General features: G+C 66.6%; 16 protein-coding genes. 4 read left to right on the top strand and 12 right to left on the bottom strand.

Features of this window, described 5'->3' with window-relative positions:
- Positions 1 to 113: 113 nt before the first annotated feature.
- The 7 genes from AC56LK_RS15790 to AC56LK_RS15760 form a co-directional block, all read right to left on the bottom strand.
- Positions 114 to 506 carry a VOC family protein gene (locus AC56LK_RS15790; protein ID WP_497185444.1) on the bottom strand — a complete coding sequence of 131 codons (393 nt, stop codon included), beginning with the start codon at positions 504 to 506 and terminating at the stop codon, positions 114 to 116.
- A 27-nt stretch (positions 507 to 533) separates the two neighbouring features.
- Positions 534 to 3,374: a M16 family metallopeptidase gene (locus AC56LK_RS15785; protein WP_497185443.1), complete on the bottom strand. Its 2,841-nt coding sequence runs from the start codon at positions 3,372 to 3,374 to the stop codon at positions 534 to 536.
- A gap of 85 nt (positions 3,375 to 3,459) precedes the next feature.
- The gene (locus AC56LK_RS15780) at positions 3,460 to 3,819 is read right to left on the bottom strand and encodes a translation initiation factor Sui1 (protein ID WP_497185442.1); all 360 of its coding nucleotides are present in this window, start codon (positions 3,817 to 3,819) and stop codon (positions 3,460 to 3,462) included.
- Complete coding sequence (locus AC56LK_RS15775; protein ID WP_497185441.1) at positions 3,816 to 4,016, bottom strand: type II toxin-antitoxin system antitoxin; 201 nt, start codon at positions 4,014 to 4,016, stop codon at positions 3,816 to 3,818. The genes AC56LK_RS15780 and AC56LK_RS15775 overlap by 4 nt, the downstream gene beginning before the upstream one ends.
- 11 nt (positions 4,017 to 4,027) lie before the next feature.
- Positions 4,028 to 4,924 carry an SPFH domain-containing protein gene (locus AC56LK_RS15770; RefSeq protein WP_497185440.1) on the bottom strand — a complete coding sequence of 299 codons (897 nt, stop codon included), beginning with the start codon at positions 4,922 to 4,924 and terminating at the stop codon, positions 4,028 to 4,030.
- Positions 4,925 to 5,020: 96 nt separating this feature from the next.
- A complete protein-coding gene (locus AC56LK_RS15765; RefSeq protein WP_497185439.1) occupies positions 5,021 to 6,172 on the bottom strand; it encodes an MFS transporter in 1,152 nt (383 codons plus the stop codon).
- The gene (locus AC56LK_RS15760) at positions 6,169 to 6,945 is read right to left on the bottom strand and encodes a DeoR/GlpR family DNA-binding transcription regulator (RefSeq protein ID WP_497185438.1); all 777 of its coding nucleotides are present in this window, start codon (positions 6,943 to 6,945) and stop codon (positions 6,169 to 6,171) included. Before AC56LK_RS15760 ends, AC56LK_RS15765 begins: the two co-directional genes overlap by 4 nt.
- Before the next feature lie 168 nt (positions 6,946 to 7,113).
- On the opposite strand from AC56LK_RS15760, the gene AC56LK_RS15755 reads away from it, so the two are divergent.
- The 3 genes from AC56LK_RS15755 (at position 7,114) to AC56LK_RS15745 (ending at position 10,595) form a co-directional block, all read left to right on the top strand.
- Positions 7,114 to 8,700 (top strand): response regulator, encoded by a 1,587-nt coding sequence (locus AC56LK_RS15755; protein ID WP_497185437.1) that lies wholly within the window; start codon positions 7,114 to 7,116, stop codon positions 8,698 to 8,700.
- Positions 8,701 to 8,778: 78 nt separating this feature from the next.
- Entirely contained in the window at positions 8,779 to 9,858 is a 1,080-nt protein-coding gene (locus tag AC56LK_RS15750) for a sensor histidine kinase (RefSeq protein WP_497185436.1), read from the top strand.
- A complete protein-coding gene (locus AC56LK_RS15745; protein ID WP_497185435.1) occupies positions 9,855 to 10,595 on the top strand; it encodes a LytR/AlgR family response regulator transcription factor in 741 nt (246 codons plus the stop codon). The genes AC56LK_RS15750 and AC56LK_RS15745 overlap by 4 nt, the downstream gene beginning before the upstream one ends.
- Before the next feature lie 3 nt (positions 10,596 to 10,598).
- Here AC56LK_RS15745 and AC56LK_RS15740 read toward each other — a convergent pair whose 3' ends face one another.
- The 5 genes from AC56LK_RS15740 to AC56LK_RS15720 all read right to left on the bottom strand — a co-directional run bounded on the left by AC56LK_RS15740 (position 10,599) and on the right by AC56LK_RS15720 (position 18,281).
- The gene (locus tag AC56LK_RS15740) at positions 10,599 to 12,929 is read right to left on the bottom strand and encodes a hybrid sensor histidine kinase/response regulator (protein ID WP_497185434.1); all 2,331 of its coding nucleotides are present in this window, start codon (positions 12,927 to 12,929) and stop codon (positions 10,599 to 10,601) included.
- Positions 12,922 to 14,409, bottom strand: coding sequence for a sensor histidine kinase (locus AC56LK_RS15735; RefSeq protein ID WP_497185433.1), 1,488 nt, complete (start codon positions 14,407 to 14,409; stop codon positions 12,922 to 12,924). The genes AC56LK_RS15740 and AC56LK_RS15735 overlap by 8 nt, the downstream gene beginning before the upstream one ends.
- Before the next feature lie 10 nt (positions 14,410 to 14,419).
- A complete protein-coding gene (locus tag AC56LK_RS15730; protein WP_497185432.1) occupies positions 14,420 to 14,899 on the bottom strand; it encodes a response regulator in 480 nt (159 codons plus the stop codon).
- Between the two features lie 24 nt (positions 14,900 to 14,923).
- Complete coding sequence (locus tag AC56LK_RS15725) at positions 14,924 to 16,693, bottom strand: sensor histidine kinase (RefSeq protein WP_497185431.1); 1,770 nt, start codon at positions 16,691 to 16,693, stop codon at positions 14,924 to 14,926.
- A gap of 100 nt (positions 16,694 to 16,793) precedes the next feature.
- Positions 16,794 to 18,281, bottom strand: a complete 1,488-nt coding sequence (locus AC56LK_RS15720) for an aldehyde dehydrogenase (protein ID WP_497185430.1) — start codon at positions 18,279 to 18,281, stop codon at positions 16,794 to 16,796.
- Between the two features lie 128 nt (positions 18,282 to 18,409).
- Between AC56LK_RS15720 and AC56LK_RS15715 the strand changes: the two genes are divergently transcribed.
- Positions 18,410 to 19,870, top strand: a complete 1,461-nt coding sequence (locus AC56LK_RS15715) for a high affinity choline transporter 1 (protein ID WP_497185429.1) — start codon at positions 18,410 to 18,412, stop codon at positions 19,868 to 19,870.
- Positions 19,871 to 19,874 lie beyond the last annotated feature (4 nt).

Raw genomic sequence — 19,874 nt, 5'->3', positions numbered from 1 at the left:
CCGAACTACCTGGGCTGGCGCTGGGCACTCGATGGCGGCCGGATTACTTCTGTTGAGCAATTGCTGCGCATTGCAATCAGAGTCATCCATAGATAACGGTGACAGCGCCTTTTTTATTTCGGGCGATGCAGGGCGCAGAGCTTGTTGCCGTCCGGGTCGCGTACATAGGCCAGGTACATCGTGCCCAGGCTGCCTTCGCGCAGGCCGGGCGGGTTCTCGCAGGTGCTGCCGCCATGCGCCAGCGCCGCCTCGTGGAACTGATGCACCTGTTCCGGCGAGCTGCACTTGAAACCGATGGTGCCGCCGTTGGCGACGCACGCGGCTGCGCCGTCGATCGGCTCCGTCACGCAAAAGGCGGCGCCGTCGTGGCGGTAGAAGAGCCGGGCCTGGCCGGTCGGCGCCTGGTTGCGGAAGGCCTCGCCGGCGCCGAGCGTCGCCAGCACCGCGTCGTAGAAGCGCTTCGAGCGCTCGATATCGTTCGATCCGACCATCACATGACTGAACATGTTGTTTTCTCCTTGTAGTAGGTGTGCTTACCTGGCGATCAGGACCGGCTCGTCGAAGCCCAGTTCCTTCATCCGCGGCAGCTGGGTCTTCGCATCGCCGACCACCAGCCAGACCATCTTCGACGGGTCGAGGTACTTCTGCGACAGGGCCTGGACCTGCGGCAGGGTCATCGCCTTGACGATCTGTTCGCGCTCCTTGATGTAGTTGGCGCGCCAGCCGTACTTGCTGACGTTGTCGAGCATGCCCAGCTTGGCCGCCGAGGTTTCGAAGGCGCGCGCATTGCTCTTGATGAGGAAGTTCTTGGTCGTCTCCAGGTCGGCCGCCGAATAGCTCGGGGCGTAGTCCTGCAGGATCTGCTTCACCAGCTGGGTCGACTCGAGCGTGACGTTGCTGCGCACGCCGCTGGCGATGATGAAGGGCCCGGCGCTCTTGCTGCCGCCGAAGCTCGAATTGATCCCGTAGGTATAGCCCTTGCCCTCGCGCAGCTGCTGGGTCAGGCGCGACGCGAAGCCGCCGCCGCCCAGGATGTAGTTCGCCACGGTGGCCGGGTAGTAGTCCTGGTCGGTCACGGCCAGCGCACGGTAGCCGATGTGCAGCACCGACTGCTTCGCGTCCGGCACGTCGACGAAATAGACCTTGGCCGGCGGCAGGCTGGCGGCGGCCGCCGCCGGCGGCAGCGCTACCTCCTTCGCTTTCCACGCGCGGCTGAGGCCCGCCAGCGAATTCGCCACGACCGCTTTCGGCAGGGCGCCGACCACGTGCATGCGCGCCACCGATGGCGACAGGTTGGCCTGGTAATACCCCTTCAGGTCGTCGATGGTGATCGCATTCACGCTCGCCGCGGTGCCGAGGATGTTGCGCGAACGGGGATCGTCCTTACCGTAGATCAGCTGGCTGAAATTGCGGCTGGCCAGCGCGTTCGGATCGGCGTCCTGCTGGCGAATCTGGCTCAGCACACTTTGCTTGATCAGGGCGAATTCCTTCTCGTCCCAGCGCGGCTGCAACAGGATTTCCTCGACCAGGTCCAGGGTCGCGCGGTAGTTGCGCGCCAGGGTCGTCACGCTGATGCGCACGTCCTCGGGCCGGGCGAACACATTGATGCTCGCGCCCAGCTGCTGGATCGCTTCTTCCAGTTCCTGCGGGGTCTTCTTCGCGGTACCCTGGGTCATCAGGCGTGCCATCAGGTTGGCCACGCCCACCTTTTCCGCTTTGTCGAGCAGCAGGCCGCCGTCGATCGCGATATCGAACTGCACCAGCGGCACTTCATTGTTCTCGATGCCGACCACGCGCATGCCGTTTGCCAGCCTGGTGTCCCAGACTTGCGGCACCTTCACCTCCGGCGTCGGACCGTAGGCGGGTTCCTTGCTGCGGTCGAAGCTGGACGGGGTCCTGGTGTATTCCGCGGTCGCGCTCGGGTCGACGGCATTCTCCGCGCCTTGCACGACCTTTTCTTCGACGACGTCGGCCTTGCCCGATCCGCTCAAGGCGAGGGCCAGCTTGCCCTTCGGGACGAAACTGGTCGCGACATAGGGCTTGCCCTTGATGTAGGTGTCGTACACGCGGCGCACGTCGGCCGGCGTGACCGCCAGCGTCTTCTTGACGCTCTGCGCCACATAGCCCGGATTGCCGGTCAGGTAGTTGTACTCGGCCAGCAGGGCCGATTTGCCGAGCACGCTCGACACCGAGTTGTAGAAGCGGGTCTCGAGGCCGGCCTTGATGCGGTTCAGGTCGCGTTCGGAGATACCTTCCTGTTCGAACTTGGCGAAGGCCTTGTCGACCGCGGCGGCCACCTCGTCGAGGGGCTTGCCTTCGAAGGCACGGATGCGCAGCATGAACTGGCCCGCCAGCTCGGAGGTCTGGTTGCCGATCTGGACGTTCGGGGCCAGCTTGCTGTCTTCCACCAGCACCTTGTAGAAGGGCGCGCGCTTGGTCTGCGACAGGTATTCGGCCAGCACCTCGAGCGCATACGAGTCCTCGTGCAAGTCCTCGACGGTCGGCCAGGCCATGTTCAGCTCGGGCAGCTTCGCGAAGTTGTCTTCGTGGGCCAGCTTGACGGTCTCCTTCACCACGCCGGGGCGCTTGGCCATGGCCTTCATCGGCGCGCCACGCTTGATTTCGGAAAAATACTTCTCGACCCACTTGCGTGCCTGGACCGGATCGAAATCGCCGGCCAGCACCAGGGTCACGTTGTTCGGCACGTACCACAGGCGGAAGAATTCCTTGACGTCGTCGAGGGTCGCGTTCTGCAAGTCGTCGAGCGAACCGATGACCTGCCAGTTATAGGGATGGTCGGCCGGGTACAGGGCCTTGTTGATCACGTAGCGGGTGTGGCCGTAGGGCGCGTTGTCCACGCCCTGGCGCTTCTCGTTCTTGACGACCTGCTTTTCCTTGGCCAGCACGGGATCGGTGACCGTGTTGATGAACCAGCCGAGCTTGTCCGCTTCGGCCCAGATCATCTTCTCGAGCGCGTCCTTGGGGACCGTCTGCAGGTAGTTGGTGCGGTCCTGCGAGGTCGAGCCGTTGGCGCCGGAGCCGCCGATGCGCGCGCTCATCTTGTCCAGGCCGCCCTTGCCCAGGTTTTCCGATTCCAGGAACAGCAGGTGTTCGAACAGGTGGGCGAAACCGGTGCGGCCGGCCTTTTCGCGTGCCGAACCCACGTGGGCCGTCAGGTTGACGGCGACGACCGGATCGGAGCGGTCGATGTGGAAGATCACATCGAGACCGTTGGGCAGGGTGAACTTTTGATAGTCCACTTTGAGGCCGGCCTTCGGTGCGGCCGCGGCCGGCTTGGCGGCGGCGTGTGCCGGCACCGACAAGGCGGGCGCGAAGCAGGCGGCCACCAACAGGGTCAGGGAAAGAATCTTCATGCAATCAGGTCCTCAAGGAGAAGGGCGGCAACACGCCAAAGCGTTCTGGATAGTATTGCAATTTCCTGATTGCTACAACAGAGGCTCAGCCGCCGGCGCGCTTCACCTGGAGGCCGTGTTTTTTCAGCTCTTCCATGATCCGGTCGCAATGGTCGCCCTGCACTTCGATCACGCCGTCCTTGACGGTGCCGCCGGAACCGCATGCGGTGCGCAACTGCTTGCCCAGTACGGCCAGGGCGAGGGGATCGAGGGCCAGGCCCTTGACGAGGGTGACGGTCTTGCCGCCGCGCCCCTTGGACTGGCGCGAGACGCGGGCCACGCCGTCGCCTGCGGGCACGGCCTTTGCCTGCTTGCAGGTGCATTCGGATACCGGCTGCCGGCAGTCGGGGCACATGCGGCCGGTTTCGGTGGAATAGACGAGGCCGCCGTTGGAACTACGCTTCATGTCTTGCTCGGCTCCGAATCATCATGTTTGCCCTTCGCCTCGATATTCTTCACCCCGCGCCGCGCCAGCCCTTCCCGCAGCAGGAATTCAATCTCTGCATTCACACTGCGCAAGTCGCGCGCGGCGAGGCGCTGCAATTCCTCCCACAATGCGGGATCGATGCGTAGGGGGAATGCCTTTTTGCCGGGACTTGCCATGCTCGTCGCTGCTAGTTGTAGAGGGTGCCCGTGTTGACGATCGGCTGGGTTTCCTTGTCCGAACACAGCACCACGAGCAGGTTGCTGACCATGGCCGCCTTGCGCTCGTCGTCGAGCTCGACGATGCCCCGTTCGGACAAGCCTTTCAGCGCGGCTTCCACCATGCTCACGGCGCCATGCACGATTTTCGCACGGGCGCTGATGATCGCCTCGGCCTGTTGGCGGCGCAGCATGACCTGGGCGATCTCGGCGGCATAGGCCAGGTGGGTGAGCTTGGCGTCGAGCACCTCGACACCCGCTGCCTCGAAGCGCGCCTGCAGCTCGGACTTGAGGGCGTCGGCGACGACATCCATGCCGGCGCGCAGCGTGGTCTCCCCTTCCGGCAGGTCCTCGCCCTCGTCGTAGGCATATTGCGATGCCAGATGACGCAGCGCAGCTTCGGCCTGGATCGAGACGTAGCGCTCGAAATCATCCACTTCGAATACGGCCTGGGCGGTATCGCGCACGCGCCAGACGACGGCCGCGCTGATCTCGACCGGATTGCCGCGCTTGTCGTTGACCTTCAGCGTCGGCGCGTTGAAGTTGCGGGCGCGCAGCGACAGCCGGCGCTTGACGTAGAGGGGGAAAGCCCAGCGCAGGCCTTCGCTGCGGTCGGTGCCGATGTACTTGCCGAACAGGGTGAGGATCGCGCTTTCGTTCGGCTGGAGCATGAACAGGCCGGTCAGGCAGATGACCCCGGCCAATCCCATCAACAGGCTGCCCAGGAAGGGAAGCAGGCCATTGGCCGGCTCGAGCCCCGTATTGAACAGGTAGACGGCGCCGCCCAGCAGGATGACGCCGGCAATGGCTGCCAGGTAGCCATTCGTGGATGAGAACGCCATTTCGCGGCGAGTGTGTGCTGCATTCATGCTCGATCCCCTCCTAAAAAACAACATCACAGTAACATCAAAGTGATATCACTTTAGGATCACTTGGAATTGTTGTCAAGTAATTTCGGGGTGCGATCAGGCATGCCGTTTGATCACCCCCGCGCTCAGCGCAATCACCAGTCCCGACAGGGACAGCATGCCCAGCGCCACCATGATGCTGGCTTGCGCCGCGATATAGCCGAGCACCGGCGGCGCCAGCAGCAGGCCGCCATAGCCCAGGGTCGCCACCGCCGCCACGCCCGCACCCGCGCTCATGCCCGGAATGCGCGAGGCGGCGCCGAACAGCAGCGGCACCACGTTGGCCGCGCCGATGCCGATCAGGGCGAAGCCGGCCGCCGACAGCAGGAAATGGGTGCTCAGCACCGCCGTGGCCAGGCCCGCGAACATCGCCAGGCCGCCCAGCACCATCACGCGCAGCGCGCCACAGCGCAGGATCATGCGGTCGCCCGCGAAGCGGCAGGCCGCCATCGCGACCGAGAAGGCGGAGTAGGCCAGCGCCGCCGTCGCCGGCTCGGCGCCGGTACGCTCCTGCATCAGGAGCGCGCTCCAGTCCACCAGCGCGCCTTCCACCGCGAAGCACAGCAGCGCCAGCAGGCCGAGGCTCAGGGCCGCGCCGCGCGGCAGCTGGAAGTGGCTGCCCGCTTCGTGACTGGGCGCGAAGGCCATCACGCGCGGCGCCGCCACGGCCAGGACCAGCGCGGTCAGGATGGCCATCGCCAGCGCGCCCTGCCCGTCGCCCCAGCCCTGCTTGAGGATCACGCCGCCCAGCGCCGCCCCCAGCAGGCCGCCCAGGCTGAAGAAGCCGTGGAAGGACGACATGGTCGGGATGCCGCGCGCGGTCTCGACCTCGCTGGCATTGGCGTTCATCGCCACGTCCAGTGCGCCGTTGCTGATACCGAAAACGAAGGCCGCCCCGAACAGCAGGGGCAAGTCGCTGACGTTCATGACAAGCGCCAGCATCGGTGCGAACAGGAAGCCGGATACGAGCGTCATGCGGCGCGTGCCCCAGCGTGCCGTGAAGCCGCCCATCAGCGGCATGGCCAGCAGCGCACCGGCCGCGATGGTGAGCAGCACCATGCTCAAGGTCGCGGTATCGATGCCGGCGCGTGCCTGCACCACCGGCACGTGCGCGGCCCACAGGCCGATGCCGGCGCCGTTGAGCAGGAAGACGGTCGAGATCGACCAGCGTGCGGCCGCGAGGGAAGTGGCGCCTTGATTCCGGCTCATGTCCTGGCCCTGGCGGCAAGCTTGATGTCGAGTCCCGGATGCGCCTGGCGCAGGCGGGCGATGATGTCGGCGGGTGCGTCGGCTTCGAGCACCAGGTGGTCGAGCTCCGCCAGCCGGCCGAACAGGAAAGGCGCGCTGTCGGCCAGGCGTTCGTTCAGCACGGCCGCCGCGCGGCGCACGCTGCCGGACAGCATGGCGGCCTTGATGCTCGCTTCCTCGGCGTCGGCGGTCGCCAGGCCCCGCTCGGGATCGAGCGCACAGATGCCGACGATGCACAGGTCCGCACGCAGCTGCTGGAGTTCGGCCAGCGTCCAGGCGCCCAGCACCGCGCCCTGCGCGGCATGGTAGGTCCCGCCCAGCAGCACGACACGCGTGCGGCGGAACTCGCCCAGCGCCAGCGCCAACTGGGGGCTGTTGGTGACGACGGTGGCGGCCTGGCCGTCTTCCAGCAGGCGGGCGACGGCGAGGTTGGTCGAGCCGGCGTCGATCAGCACCGTGTCGCCGGGACGGATGCAGTCGCGCAGCAGCTGGGCCAGCGCGCCCTTGCGCGCCAGGTCGCTTTCCGCGCGCTCGCCGAAGCTGGCGATGCTGGTGCGCCGCACCGCGCCGCCGTGCACGCGGCGCAGCAGGCCCGCGGCGTCGAGGTCGCGCAGGTCGCGCCGGATCGTGTCCTCCGACGTATTCAGCCGCTGCGCCAGTTCGGCCGCGAGCACCCGTCCTTCCTTGTCCACCGCGTCGATGATCGATTGCCGGCGTTCTTCCGCAAGTTGCATGTATTCTCCCGATTATTGCGCAAGACTTTACGCATACGCGCAGAAACATGCAAGTTTACGCAATGAACAGGATAATTCATGCATAACGGTGCTGTCATGCATACAACAAGACCGTATGCGGCGTGTCCATAAGTTGTTAAACTTCATCTACTTCAGTAAAAGAAATCCATGGACAAGTCCGCCTCCATCCTCATCGTCGACGACTACCTCCTGATCCGCACCCACGTGCGCCAGGTGCTGGCGGAACTCGGCTTCCTGAACGTGTTCCAGGCCGATAACGGCAAGACCGCGCAGGACCTCATGCGCAAGCAGCAGATCGACATCGTGGTGGGCGACTGGGGCATGCCGGTGATGAGCGGGATCGACCTGCTCAAGTGGATGCGGACCGACCACCGCTATGCCAACACGCCGTTCATGATGCTGACCGCGGAAGCGAATCCGCAATCGGTGCGCACCGCGCTGCAGGCCGGCGTGAACGCCTACATGATCAAGCCCTTCACGGTGCACAGCTTCGCCTGCAAGTTCATGAGCATGCTCGGCGTGCAGCTCGAGACCGCACCGGGCCCGTTCGCGCGCCAGCATTCACCTGCCCCCGCGCCGGCGCCCGTGCCGGTGCCTGAACCGGCGGCAGCCGTGCTGCCCGAATCGAACGTCATCGGCCTGGATGCGCCGATCGGCGAACGCGTCAAGAAATCCACGGTGCTGATCGTGGACGACATCCCGACCAACATCGAGGTGCTGGCCGGCGTGCTGAAGGACGACTACGCGATCAAGGTCGCGATCAGCGGCAAGAAGGCGCTCGAGATCGCGGATGCCTTCCACATCGACCTGATCCTGCTCGACATCATGATGCCGCTCATGGACGGCTTCGAGACCTGCCGCCAGCTGAAGGCCAATCCGAAGACCGCGCACATCCCGATCATCTTCCTGTCGGCGCGCGACGGTACCGAGGACGTGGTGGCCGGCCTGCGCCTGGGCGCGGTGGACTACGTGTCCAAGCCGGCCGACCCGACCATCCTGAAGGCGCGCCTGTCGGCGCACCTGCTGCTGGCCACCGCCCTGCAGGACGTCAAGCGCCAGAACGAACTCCTGATCGAGAATGCGCGCCTGCGCGAGGACGTCGACCGCATCACGCGCCACGACCTGAAAAGCCCGATCGCGGTGGCGCTGCACGGCAGCCAGGCCCTGCTCGTCAGCCCGCTCACGCAAGCTCAGCGCGAGCACGCCCACATGATCGAGACCGCGGCCGAGAACGCGCTGGAGATGATCAACCGCACCCTCGACGTCTACAAGATGGAACAGGGCAGCTACCAGCCGGCGCTGCAGGTGTTCGACCTGGGCGACATGCTGGGCAGGATCTGCCGGCAGGCCCAGTTCACCTTCGACAGCGACGACGTCACCGTCGGCTACGACCAGCCCGAGGGCGTGAGCTGCCTGGGCGAGCCGCTGCTGTGCTATTCGCTGTTCAACAACGTGCTGAAGAACGCCATCGAGGCCTCGCCGCCAGCCGGCAAGGTGAGCGTGTCCATCGCGCCCGGCTACGGCAACCTGCACGTCATGATCGACAACGCCGGCGACGTGCCGCCGGCGGCGCGCGAGCGCTTCTTCGAGAAGTATGCGCCATCGAGCAAGATCGGCGGCAACGGCCTGGGCACCTACTCGATCCGCCTCATGGCCGAGGTGCAGGGCGGCAGCGTGAGCATGGACACGGGCCACGGCCGCACGCGGCTGACCATCACCCTGCCCTGCCCGTAATCCTCAGTTCGGACCCCATATCTTGCAGTTCGTGGCACGGTGCTCCCGCACCGCCTCATCCAGGGCGATACTGCAGACATGAATACAACGCCTTCCAAACCGACCGGACATGGCCTGATGTGGCGCATCTACATCGGGGCCTGGCTGGTGTACGGGATTTTCCTGTCGTCCGCCGACCAGCTGGACATCCTGGCGGCGGGCCGCTTCGATGCGGTCCGCTGGCTGCTGACCCTGGCCAGCCTGCTGCCATCCGCCCTGCTGCTGGCGCTGGCCTGGCCGCTGACCGGCTTCCTCGGCCGCCGCGGCTACCGCCCGTCCACCATCATCGGCACCCACATCATGGCGGGCTTTGCATTCTCCGTGGTCTCGCAGACGCCCTTCTGGCTGCTGTTCAACTCCGCCAAGCCGATCAGCTGGTACGTCTGGCCCCTGCTCTACCACGTCATGACCTACCTGCTCGGCGCCGGCATCTTCCACCTGATCCGCGCCCGCGACGCCGCGCACCGCCAGGCGCTGGCAATGAAGGAGGCCCAGAACCTGGTGATCGCCTCGGAACTGAGCGCGCTGCGCAACAAGCTCAATCCTCACTTCCTGTTCAACACCTTGCACTCGATCATCGCGCTCACCCAGCGCAACCCGGCGGCCGCCGAGACCGCGCTGTTCCAGTTCTCGGACATGCTGCGCTACGTGCTCGACACCGAACGCGGCGGCAGCGACCGCGTGACGCTCGACGCCGAACTCGGTTTCGTGCGCGACTACCTGGAACTGGAGCAGCTGCGCCTGGGCGAGCGCCTGCACGTCGAATGGGACCTCGACGAGGATGCGGGAGACCATCCGCTGCCGGCCCTGTCGCTGCAGCCGCTGGTCGAGAACAGCATCAAGCACGCCTTCAATCCGCACAGCCGGCCGGGCATCCTGCACATCAGCACCCGGCGCGATTCCGGCACCGGCGAGCTGACCATGACGGTGCGCGACACCGGCCCCGGCGCCGATCCGGCGCAGATTGCCGCCTCGCCCGGCCTGGGCCTGCGCACCGTCGAGCGGCGCCTGCAGCTCGACTACGGCGGCCGCGCCGCCCTGCGCGTCCGGAGCGCGCCCGGGGCCGGCTTCAGCGTCTCCGTCACCATTCCCGCCATCCGCGAGGAGAGCTACGCATGAACATGAGAACCGCTTTCTTCGCCGAAGACGAGCCGCTGGCGCGCGACGTGCTGCGCGACGCCATCTACAGGCATCCGTCCCTGCGCCTGGTGGGCGAAGCGGCGGACGGCGCCAGCGCCCTGGCCCAGATCGGACGCCTGCGTCCCGAGGTGGTGTTCATGGACATCCAGATGCCCGAGATGACCGGCCTGGACGTGCTGCGCCAGCTCGACTACCTGCCGCGGATCGTGTTCACCACGGCCTACGACCAGTACGCGGTGACGGCCTTCGAGCTGAATGCGGTGGACTACCTGCTCAAGCCCTTCACGCAGGCGCGCTTCGCGGCCGCCGTCGCGCGGCTGCTGGAGGGACCGGGACATGAGCGTGAATCACTGGGACAGGTCCTGGCACAGGCGAACGTGGCGCCGTCACGGCTGGAACGCATCCTGGTGCGCGACCGCGGGCGCATCTTCCCGCTGGCGGCCGCCGACATCGAGTACATGAAGTCGGATTCGAAATACACGGTGATCACGGCGCGCGGACAGACCTTCCTGGTCCGGATCGGCATCGCGGAGCTCGAAGCCCAGCTCGACCCGGGGCGCTTCGTGCGCATCCACCGCTCGGCCCTGGTCAACCTCGATTTCGTGGAATCGATGCGGGCCGACGACCAGTCGCAGCTGCAGATCCACATGCGCGATGGGACGGTGCTGGGGGCCAACCGCGACGCCTCGAAGATCCTGCGCGACATGGCGATCTAGGCACTATCTGGCCAGGTTCCGGCTGACGGCCGCCACGACATCCTGCGGGCCGACCGGCTTGACCAGGTGTTCGTCGAATCCCGCCTCCAGCGTTGCGTTGCGGTCCTGCTGCTGGCCCCAGCCGGTCACGGCGACCAGTGCCACGCTCCTGCCCCAGTCTTGCGCCCGCACCCAGCGCGCCACCTCGATGCCGTTCGCGTGCGGCATGCCGATATCGAGCACCAGCGCGTCCGGCCGCCATTGCGCCGCCATCTGCATGGCCTCCCTGCCGTGGTAGGCCACCTGGACCGCGTACCCCTCCATGCGCAGCACCTCGCCCAGCAGGTCGGCGGCGTCGACGTTGTCATCGGCCACCAGCAGCCGCACATGCGTGTCGGACGCCGGGGCGGCGCTGGCCGGCGCATGCTCTTCGGCAGTGCCCGTATCCATGCACGGCAGGTCGATGCGCACCGTCGTGCCATGCCCGCTGCCTTCGCTGAAGGCCTGCACCGTTCCGCCGTGCAGGTCGACCAGCTTGCGCACCACCGCCAGGCCGATGCCGAGGCCTTCCGGTCCGCCGCTGACCTTCGACTGCCCCTGGGAGAACATGTCGAATACCGATTCCAGCTGGTCCTGTGCGATGCCGGCGCCGTTGTCGCTGACGGTGACGACTGCCCGCCCCTCCCCGCTGGCGGCGCGAACCGTGATCGCGCCATGCGCCGGCGTGAACTTGGCGGCATTGTTCAGGATGTTGCTGACGACCTGGGTCAGCCTTACCTCGTCGCCCGGCACCATGATGGGCGCCGCCGGCAAGTCGAAACGGATGTCGTGGCCGAGCGTTTCGATCAGCGCGCGCGTGCTTTCGTAGGCCAGTTCGATGGTGCGCCGCAGGTCGACCGGGCGGGTCTCGAGCTCGATGCGGTTGAGGGTGATGCGGCTCAGGTCGAGCAGGTCGTCGAGCAGGCGGCCCATGTGGCGGGTCTGGCGGGTGATGACATCGCGCGCCTTGCCGATGGTGGCGGGAGACGCCACATGGCGCAGCATCTCGACCGAGTAGCCGATGGCGGCCATCGGGTTGCGCAATTCGTGCGCCAGCACCGACAGGAACTCGCTCTTCTGCCGGTTCGCCTTTTCCAGTTCGCGCTGGACGTTCTTGAGCGCGCTGACATCCATGATGGCCGCGACTGCCCCGCGCACCTGTCCTTCCGCGTCGAACAGCGGCGCCGCACTTACCAGGATGGTGAGTGTACGGCCATCGTGGAACTGCACGTCGAGTTCTTCGCCGCGCACCGGCTTGCCGAGCCGCGCCGCGACCCGCATCGGCCAATCGTCCGGCTCGAGGACGTCGCCGCCGCGCAGGTAGCGATAAGGGCGCTCGCTGGTGCCGAGGCGGCCGTAGTCGCTGCCGTGGTCGACGCCGAGCAGCGCGGAGAAATAGGGCGTGACGCTGATGTGCCGGGCTTCGGCATCGTGGCTGACGGCGATGCCGACCGGCAGCACATCAAGGATCGTCTGCAGCTCTTCCTGCTGCTTGCGCTGGTGCTCCTTGTCGCTTACCTCGGCCGTCACGTCGCGCAGGGTGCCGATGACGAGGGAGGTCTCGCTGTCGTGCTTGCGCAGCAGCTTGCCGCTGCCGGCGATCCAGCGCAGCTGGCCGTCGGCGCCCAGCACGCGGAACTCGGCGGCGACACGCCCGTCGTCTTCCAGGGCCGCGTGCCAGACCGCGAGCAGTCCTGCACGGTCCTCGGGATGCACCTGCTCCAGCGCATGCGCCGGGCTGGCGAGGACGAATCCGCGCGGCTGGCCGAACATCGGTCCGACATCGTCCGAGCAGCTCAGCTGCCCGCTGTCGATGTCGACCTGCCAGGTCGCCATGCCGGCCGATTGCAGGGCGATCTCGAGGCGGGCCTTGGCCAGCGACTCGCGCGCCAGCGATTCCTGCAGCCTGGCGCGGTTGTGCACCCGTTCGAAGCAGCCGATGACGGCGAAGGGAACGCGCGGGTAATGCTTGGGCGTCTTGGTGATGTAGTCGTCCAGGCCCTCTTTCATGGCGTCGACGGCGACTTCCTCGTTGCCGCTGCCGGTGAACATGATGACCGGAACCTGCGGATAGCGCCGCTTGATCTCGCGCAGCACCTCGGTGCCGACCGTCCAGCGCAGCCGGTAGTCGGTGACCACGACATCGAAACCGCCGCCGTCCAGCGCTTCGGCCAGCATGGCGGCGTCGCTGATGTGGCGCACCGCGACCTGCTCGATGCGCAGCCGAAGCTCGCGTTCGACCAGGGCCCGGTCGTCGGGGTTGTCGTCGATGAGCAGGACCCGCAGCGGTCCTTCGCTGGCGAATTGGTCAGGCACCGGGCAGCTCGATCCAGAAATTCGACCCGATGCCGGGCGCCGCCTCGACACCCACGTTGCCGTTCATGCGCTCCACGCCTTTCTTGACGATCGCCAGGCCGATGCCGGTGCCCGGGTATTCCTCCTCGCCGTGCAGGCGCTCGAACACGTTGAACACGCGCGCCCTCGCTTCGTCGGCCATGCCGATGCCGTTGTCCTGCACCTCGATCCGCACCGTGCGCCCGCGCGCCCGCGCCACGATCTGGACCGCGGCGTGGGTGTCGGGACGGACGAACTTGACTGCGTTGCCGAGCAGGTTGGTCAGGGCCTGCACCAGGATCGGCCGGTGCGCCCGCACCATCAGGTCCTGGGGCATATCGACCTGGATGTCGGCCGCCTGGAAGGCCGGTTCGCACTGCAGGGCGGCGCGCGCCTCCTGCACCAGGTCGAGCAGCGGCAGGCTGTCGGTGCTGATCTCGGCGCGCGACAGGCGCGCGAACTCGAGCAGGTCCGACACCATCAGGTCGATGCGGCGGGCGATGGCGTTGATGCGGTCGACGTACTGCTCGAAGTTGCTGAAGTCGCGCGCCGACAGGTCCTGGCGCAGCGCCGCGGCATAGCCCTGGATGGTGCGCAGCGGCTCGCGCAGGTCGTGCGAGACCGAGAAGCCGAAGGTCTCGAGCGCCTCGTTGGCTTCCTGCAGCTGCCGGGTGCGCTCGACGATGCGCTGCTCGAGTTCCGCATTCAGGCGGTGAATCTCGGCGCCGGCCCGGCGCAGCGAGGTGGCGTCTTCGACGATGCCGTCGATGGCCTCGTGGCCGTTGACCTTGACCCGCACCAGCTTGACGACGTAGAAGCGCCCGGCCTCGTCGCTCGCACCCAGTTCGGCCTGCAGTTCGGTGGCGTCGAAGGCCGCCTGCAATTGCGGCAGGCGGCTCGTCACCTGGTCCAGCAGCGGATGGCGCAAGGAGTCGGGCGCGCTGGGGTCGCCCCCGAGCATGGTCCAGAAGGCGCGGTTGGCTTCCTCCAGTTTGCCCTCGAGCGACATGCGGAACACGCCGAGGTGGATGTTTTCCAGCAGGGCTGCCAGGCGGGTTTCCGAACGCATTGCGCGCGCGCGGATCTCCTTGCGGTCGAGGCAGGCGCGCACCGCCACCGGCAGGCGCGCGTAGTGGCGCGGGCTCTTGATGACGTAGTCGTCGAGCCCGAGTTTCATCGCCTCGACCGCGATTTCCTGCGTGCCGGTGGCAGTGAACATGATGACCGGCATCTGCGCGTCGAAAGCCTTGACCTGCTTGAGGATGTCCAGGCCGGTGATCCAGCGCATCTGGAAATCGGTGATGACGATGTCGACCCGCAGGCCGGTCTGGAGTTCGCGCTCCCAGGCGGCACGGTCGCTCACCTCGGCGATGGCGCAGCCCGGCAGGTTGCGTTCCAGCTCGCGCCGCGCCAGGGCGCGGTCGTCCGGATTATCGTCGAGCAGGAGTATGTTCAATGTCATCGCTTGCTGTTCAGTGCGGCGCCGGCGCCGGCGTCGGCGGAACGCTCAGGTTGTTCCTCAGCCAGTACCGGTCGAGCATGCCGAGCAGCTGGACCAGGCCGTTGAAGGCCACCGGTTTCTGCAGGTAGGAATTGGCGCCCAGCGTATAGGCTTTCTGGATGTCTTCGTCTTCGCTCGACGAGGTCAGCACCACCACCGGCGTGGTGTCCAGCGCCGGCTGGCTGCGCACCCAGCGCAATACTTCCAGGCCGGAGCGCTTGGGCAGCTTCAGGTCGAGCAGGATCAGCGCCGGCAGCGGCGAGCGTTCGCGATCGCCGAACTGCCCGCTGCCGTCGAGGTAGGCGACGGCCTCGTCGCCGTCTTCCACGACCTGCATCGACACCGGCAGGGCGGCCTTCTTCACCGCACGCCGCGCCAGCAGCACATCGTCGGGATTGTCCTCCACCAGCAGGATGACCGGCAGGCCTGCCATGTCAGCCTCGTGGCTCATGCTTTCCATCATTCTCTCCCTTACTCAGTCGGCTGCCGGCATGCTCAGCTCGAAGATGCTGCCGCCGCCCTCCCGCGCCATGATGCGTACGCTTCCGTCCATGCGCTCGAGGCCTTTCTTGACGATCGCCAGGCCGATTCCGGTGCCGGGATAGCGTTCGTGGCCGTGGAGGCGCTCGAACACGCCGAACACGTGCTCGCGGTGTTCCGGCGCGATACCGATGCCATTATCGGCGATCAGCAGACGCACCGCCATCCCGTCACGCGCGGCACTGACATCGATGTGCGGGACCACGCCCTTGTCGACGAACTTGATGGCGTTCGACACCAGGTTGGCGATGACCTGTACCAGGATGGTCGCATTGCCCCGCACCGCCGGCAAGGGATGGGCGATGTCGAGCCGCGCGCCGCTTTCGCCGAACTGGGCTTCGAGATCGCGCAGGACGGTCTTCATGACGATGCCGAGGTCGACGCGCTCCAGCCGCAATTCGGTGCGCGACAGGCGGCTATAGGCCAGCAGGTCGGTGATCAGGCGGTCCATGCGCACCACGGCGGCCACGATGCGGTTCGCGAACAGCCTGCCGTCTTCGGACATGCGCTCCGCCTCGTCCTCGATCAGTGCGGTGGCGAAACCTTCGACATTGCGCAGCGGTGCGCGCAGGTCGTGCGCCACGGTGTGGGCGAAGGCGCGCAGCTCGGCATTGGCTTCCGCGATCTGTTCCGTCCTTTCCTCGACACGCTGCTCGAGCATCTGGTTGGCCTCGATCAGCTTGCGCTCCGACTCGGCCAGGGCACGTGCGCGTGCATTGCGCTCGGTAACGTCGCGGAACACCAGCACCGTGCCCGTGGCGCCGGCGCCGTTCGGTGCGATGGGCGCGGCACTCAGCTCGATGGCATGGTCGCCGCCGCCATTCGAGGCCAGGACGGCCCGCTCGCCGCGGTCGTGGATGGCGTCGTCGAGTGCGACCGGCTGGCCGCTGCTGCGCTCGCGAAAGCGCAGCACCTGGTCGAGCCGCATGCCGACGCCGCGCGGCTCGGGAATGCCGGTCAGTTCCTCCGCCACCCGGTTCATCAGGCTGACCGTGCCTTGCAGGTCGGTGGCGATCACGCCATCGCCGATACTGCGCAGCGTCGCGTCGAGCCGGGCACGCTCGGCCAGCAGGCGCGCCGCGTCGCGCGAGGACACCACCCACAACAGGATGATCAGGAAAGCCGACACCGCCGCGGTGGTGGCGAAGGCCGCGATCAGTTCGCGGCGTCCGCTTTCGACGCGCTGCTGGCGCTCCTGCAGCAGGCGCTGCTCCTGCGTGCGGATCACCTCCGCGTGCGCCAGGATCTTCTGCTTGAGCACCCGTCCGGATTCCAGCAGCGCCAGGTCGGGTTTCCTGCCGGCGCGAACCATCTGCATGACGCGCTCGAGCAGGTCGATGCGCATCCGCACCGCTTCCTCGAAGGGCTGCAAGGCCGCCTGTTGCCGGGGATTGTCCCGGGTCAGCTCGCGCAGCCGTGCAAGCTCCGGCAATACGTCGCCGCGGGCCTGCCGGTAGCTGTCGATGAAGCGTTCATTGGCGGTCAACAGGAAGCCGCGCTGCGCGGCTTCCGCTTCGCTGGCCAGGGTCAGGGTGGCCTGCACGTGCTCCAGCACCTCGCGGGTATGCACCACCCATTGCCAGGACTCGGACTGGTTCCGGATGCCGCGCGCCAGTACGCTCAGTGCGATTCCCAGCACCAGCAGGCTGAGGATGGTGGCGATGGTGACCGGCGCGCGCAGCTTGAACTTTTTCATGGAAGGCATGGCCCCGCCCGGCCCTTCTGTACCGGGGCAGTGCCAGGATTGTCGTCAGCCTAGCATACACGAGCATTCCCCCGCGCCGCGCGGCGCTGGAAGCAGGCTGTCAGCCGACCTGGATCCAGGTCGTCTTCAGCTCCGTGTACTTGTCGAAAGCATGCAGCGACTTGTCGCGCCCATTGCCCGACTGCTTGTAGCCGCCGAAGGGCACGGTGATGTCGTCGTTGTCGTACTGGTTGACGTGCACAGTCCCGGCACGCAGTGCGCGCGAGGTGCGGATCGCCTTGCTCATATCGGCCGTCCACACGGCGGCGGCCAGGCCGTAGGGCGTGGCATTCGCCTGCCGCACCGCCTCATCCAGGTCGGTAAACGACAGCACCGACAGCACCGGCCCGAAGATCTCTTCGCGCGCGATGCGCATGCCGGCGTCAACGCCGTCGAACAGGGTCGGCTCGACGTACAGGCCGCCGCTGTCCCGGCGCGCCGCGTTGCCGCCCGCCAGCAGGCGTGCACCCTCGCGCTTGCCGTCCTCGATGTAGCCGAGCACCGTCTTCATCTGGACCGGGTCGACGATGGCGCCCATCACCGTCCCTTCATCCAGCGGGTCGCCCGGTGCATGGCGTGGAAGCAGCGCGAGCGCTTTTTCCAGGAAGGCGTCCTTGATCGCGGCTTCGACGAACAGGCGCGAGGGCGCGTTGCAGCTTTCGCCCTGGTTGAAATAGATCGCGCCGATCGCGCTTTCCACCGCGGCGTCCAGGTCGGGGCAATCGGCGCACACGATGTTGGCCGACTTGCCGCCCAATTCCGTCCAGGCGCGCTTCAGGTTCGACTGCCCCGCCATCTGGAGGATCTGCTTGCCGGTGCGGGTCGAGCCGGTGAAGGCGATGCAATCGACGTCCATGTGCAGGCCCAGCGCGCTGCCCACCTCGCCCCCGTAGCCGGGCAGCACATTGAACACGCCGGGCGGCACGCCGGCCTCGAGCGCCAGTTCGGCCAGGCGCAGGGAAGTCAGGGGTGCTTTCTCGGACGGTTTGAGGACCAGGCTGTTGCCGGCGGCGAGCGCTGGGCCGATCTTCCAGGCCGCCATCAACATCGGGTAGTTCCAGGGGATGATGGCCGCGACCACGCCGACCGGCTCGCGCGTGATCAGGGCCAGGCTGTCCGCGCCGGTGGGCGCCACCTGGTCGTAGATCTTGTCGATCGCCTCACCGTACCAGCGGATGCAGTTCTGGGCCAGCTGCACGTCCACGCTCAGGCTGTAGCGGATCGGCTTGCCCATGTCGAGGGTTTCCAGCAGCGCCAGCTCGTCGCGGTGCTCCAGCATCAGGTCGGCGAAGCGGATCAGGATGCGCTTGCGCGCGGCGGGCGCCATGCCGGCCCAGCGGCCATCCTCGAAGGCGGCGCGGGCGCTCAGGACGGCGGCGTCGGCGTCGGGCGCGTCGCAGCGCGCGACCTCGGCCAGCTTGCGGCCGTCGACCGGCGACACGCAGTCAAAACGCGCGCCGGAGCGGGCCTCGACCCGGAATCCGTCGATGACGGCGCGGCCGTCGATGGCCAGGTTTGCGGCCCGCTCATGCCAGTTGGTAATAGACATGCCAGTTTCCTTCACTGTTGAGCAACACTCGATGCCAAATACTAGCAAAGTTGATCCAAGCGCCGGAATCTGCCTTTATAATCGCGGATTTTCCGCCCGATAACTTTCTTCTTCCGGAATCCCACCGCATGAATACCACTTTGATCGTTTTCGTCGCGCTTTACCTGCTCGGCACGCTGGGGCTCGGGATGTGGGCGGGTACGCGGATCAAGAACACCACCGACTTCGCCGTGGCCGGCCGCAGCCTGCCGCTGATCATGGTGATCACGACCACTTTCGCGACCTGGTTCGGCGCCGAGACCGTGATGGGCGTGCCGGCCAAGTTCGTGCAGGGCGGCCTGAACGCCATCGTCGAAGACCCCTTCGGCGCCGGCATGTGCCTGATCCTGGTCGGCCTGTTCTTCGCGTCGAAGCTGTACAAGCTGAATCTGCTGACCATCGGCGACTACTACCGCCAGCGCTACGGCAAGGGCATCGAGATCTTCTGCTCGGTGGCGATCATCCTGAGCTACCTGGGCTGGGTGGCGGCGCAGATCACCGCGCTGGGCCTGGTGTTCACGGTGCTGACCAATGGCGCGATGTCGCCGGCCATGGGCATGCTGATCGGCACCCTGGCGGTGCTGATCTATGTGGTGGTGGGCGGCTTCCTGGCCGTGGCGATCACCGACTTCATCCAGATGATCGTGCTGGTCGTCGGCATGACCATCATCGCCTTCTTCGCGGCCGACCTGGCCGGCGGTTCGGACAAGGTGTTCGCGATGGCGCAGCAGGCCGACCTGTGGCGCCTGCTGCCGGAGCCGAGCTTCACCGACATCGCCTTCTTCGTGGGCGCGGCCGTCACCATGATGTTCGGTTCGATCCCGCAGCAGGACGTGTTCCAGCGCGTGATGTCGGCCAAGGACGCGCCGACCGCGCGCACCGGCGCCGTGATCGGCGGCGCCAGCTATATCCTGTTCGCCTTCGTGCCGATGTTCATCGTCGCCGCGGCCGTGGTCGTGATGGGCAACTCGGCGATGGAGATCGCCAAGAACGACTACCAGCGCCTGCTGCCGACTTTCATCATGACCAAGATGCCCCTGGTCATGCAGATCCTGTTCTTTGGCGCCCTGCTGTCGGCCATCAAGAGCACTTCGTCGGCCACCCTGCTGGCGCCGTCCACCAGCTTCGTCGAGAACATCCTCAAGAACCTGCGTCCGGGCATGAGCGACAGGCAGAACCTGCTGGCGATGCGCATCACCATCGTGATCTTCGCGGCCCTGGTGCTGGCGTATGCGATCGCGATGGAAGGCACCTCGATCTACGAACTGGTGTCGAGCGCCTACCAGGTGACGCTGGTCGGGGCCTTCGTGCCGCTGGTGATGGGCCTGTACTGGAAGCGCGCGACCACCCAGGGCGCGATCCTGTCGATCGGCGCGGGCATCATCGTGTGGCTGCTGTTCTTCGAGGGCGTGACCACCTGGGGCGAGCACTTCCCGGGACAGCTGGCAGGGCTGCTGGCGGCCTTCGTGGGGATGTTCGTGGGCTCGCTGGCGCCGCAGTTTTTCCGGAATGGTGGGGAGCCGACCAAGCATATCGTCTCTTCTGCGTGAACTG

The sequence above is a fragment of the Telluria sp. ZB4P36 genome (genome assembly GCF_059685865.1).
Note: the sequence above shows the minus strand (reverse complement) of the source record. Positions and strands in the feature narration are given on the sequence as shown.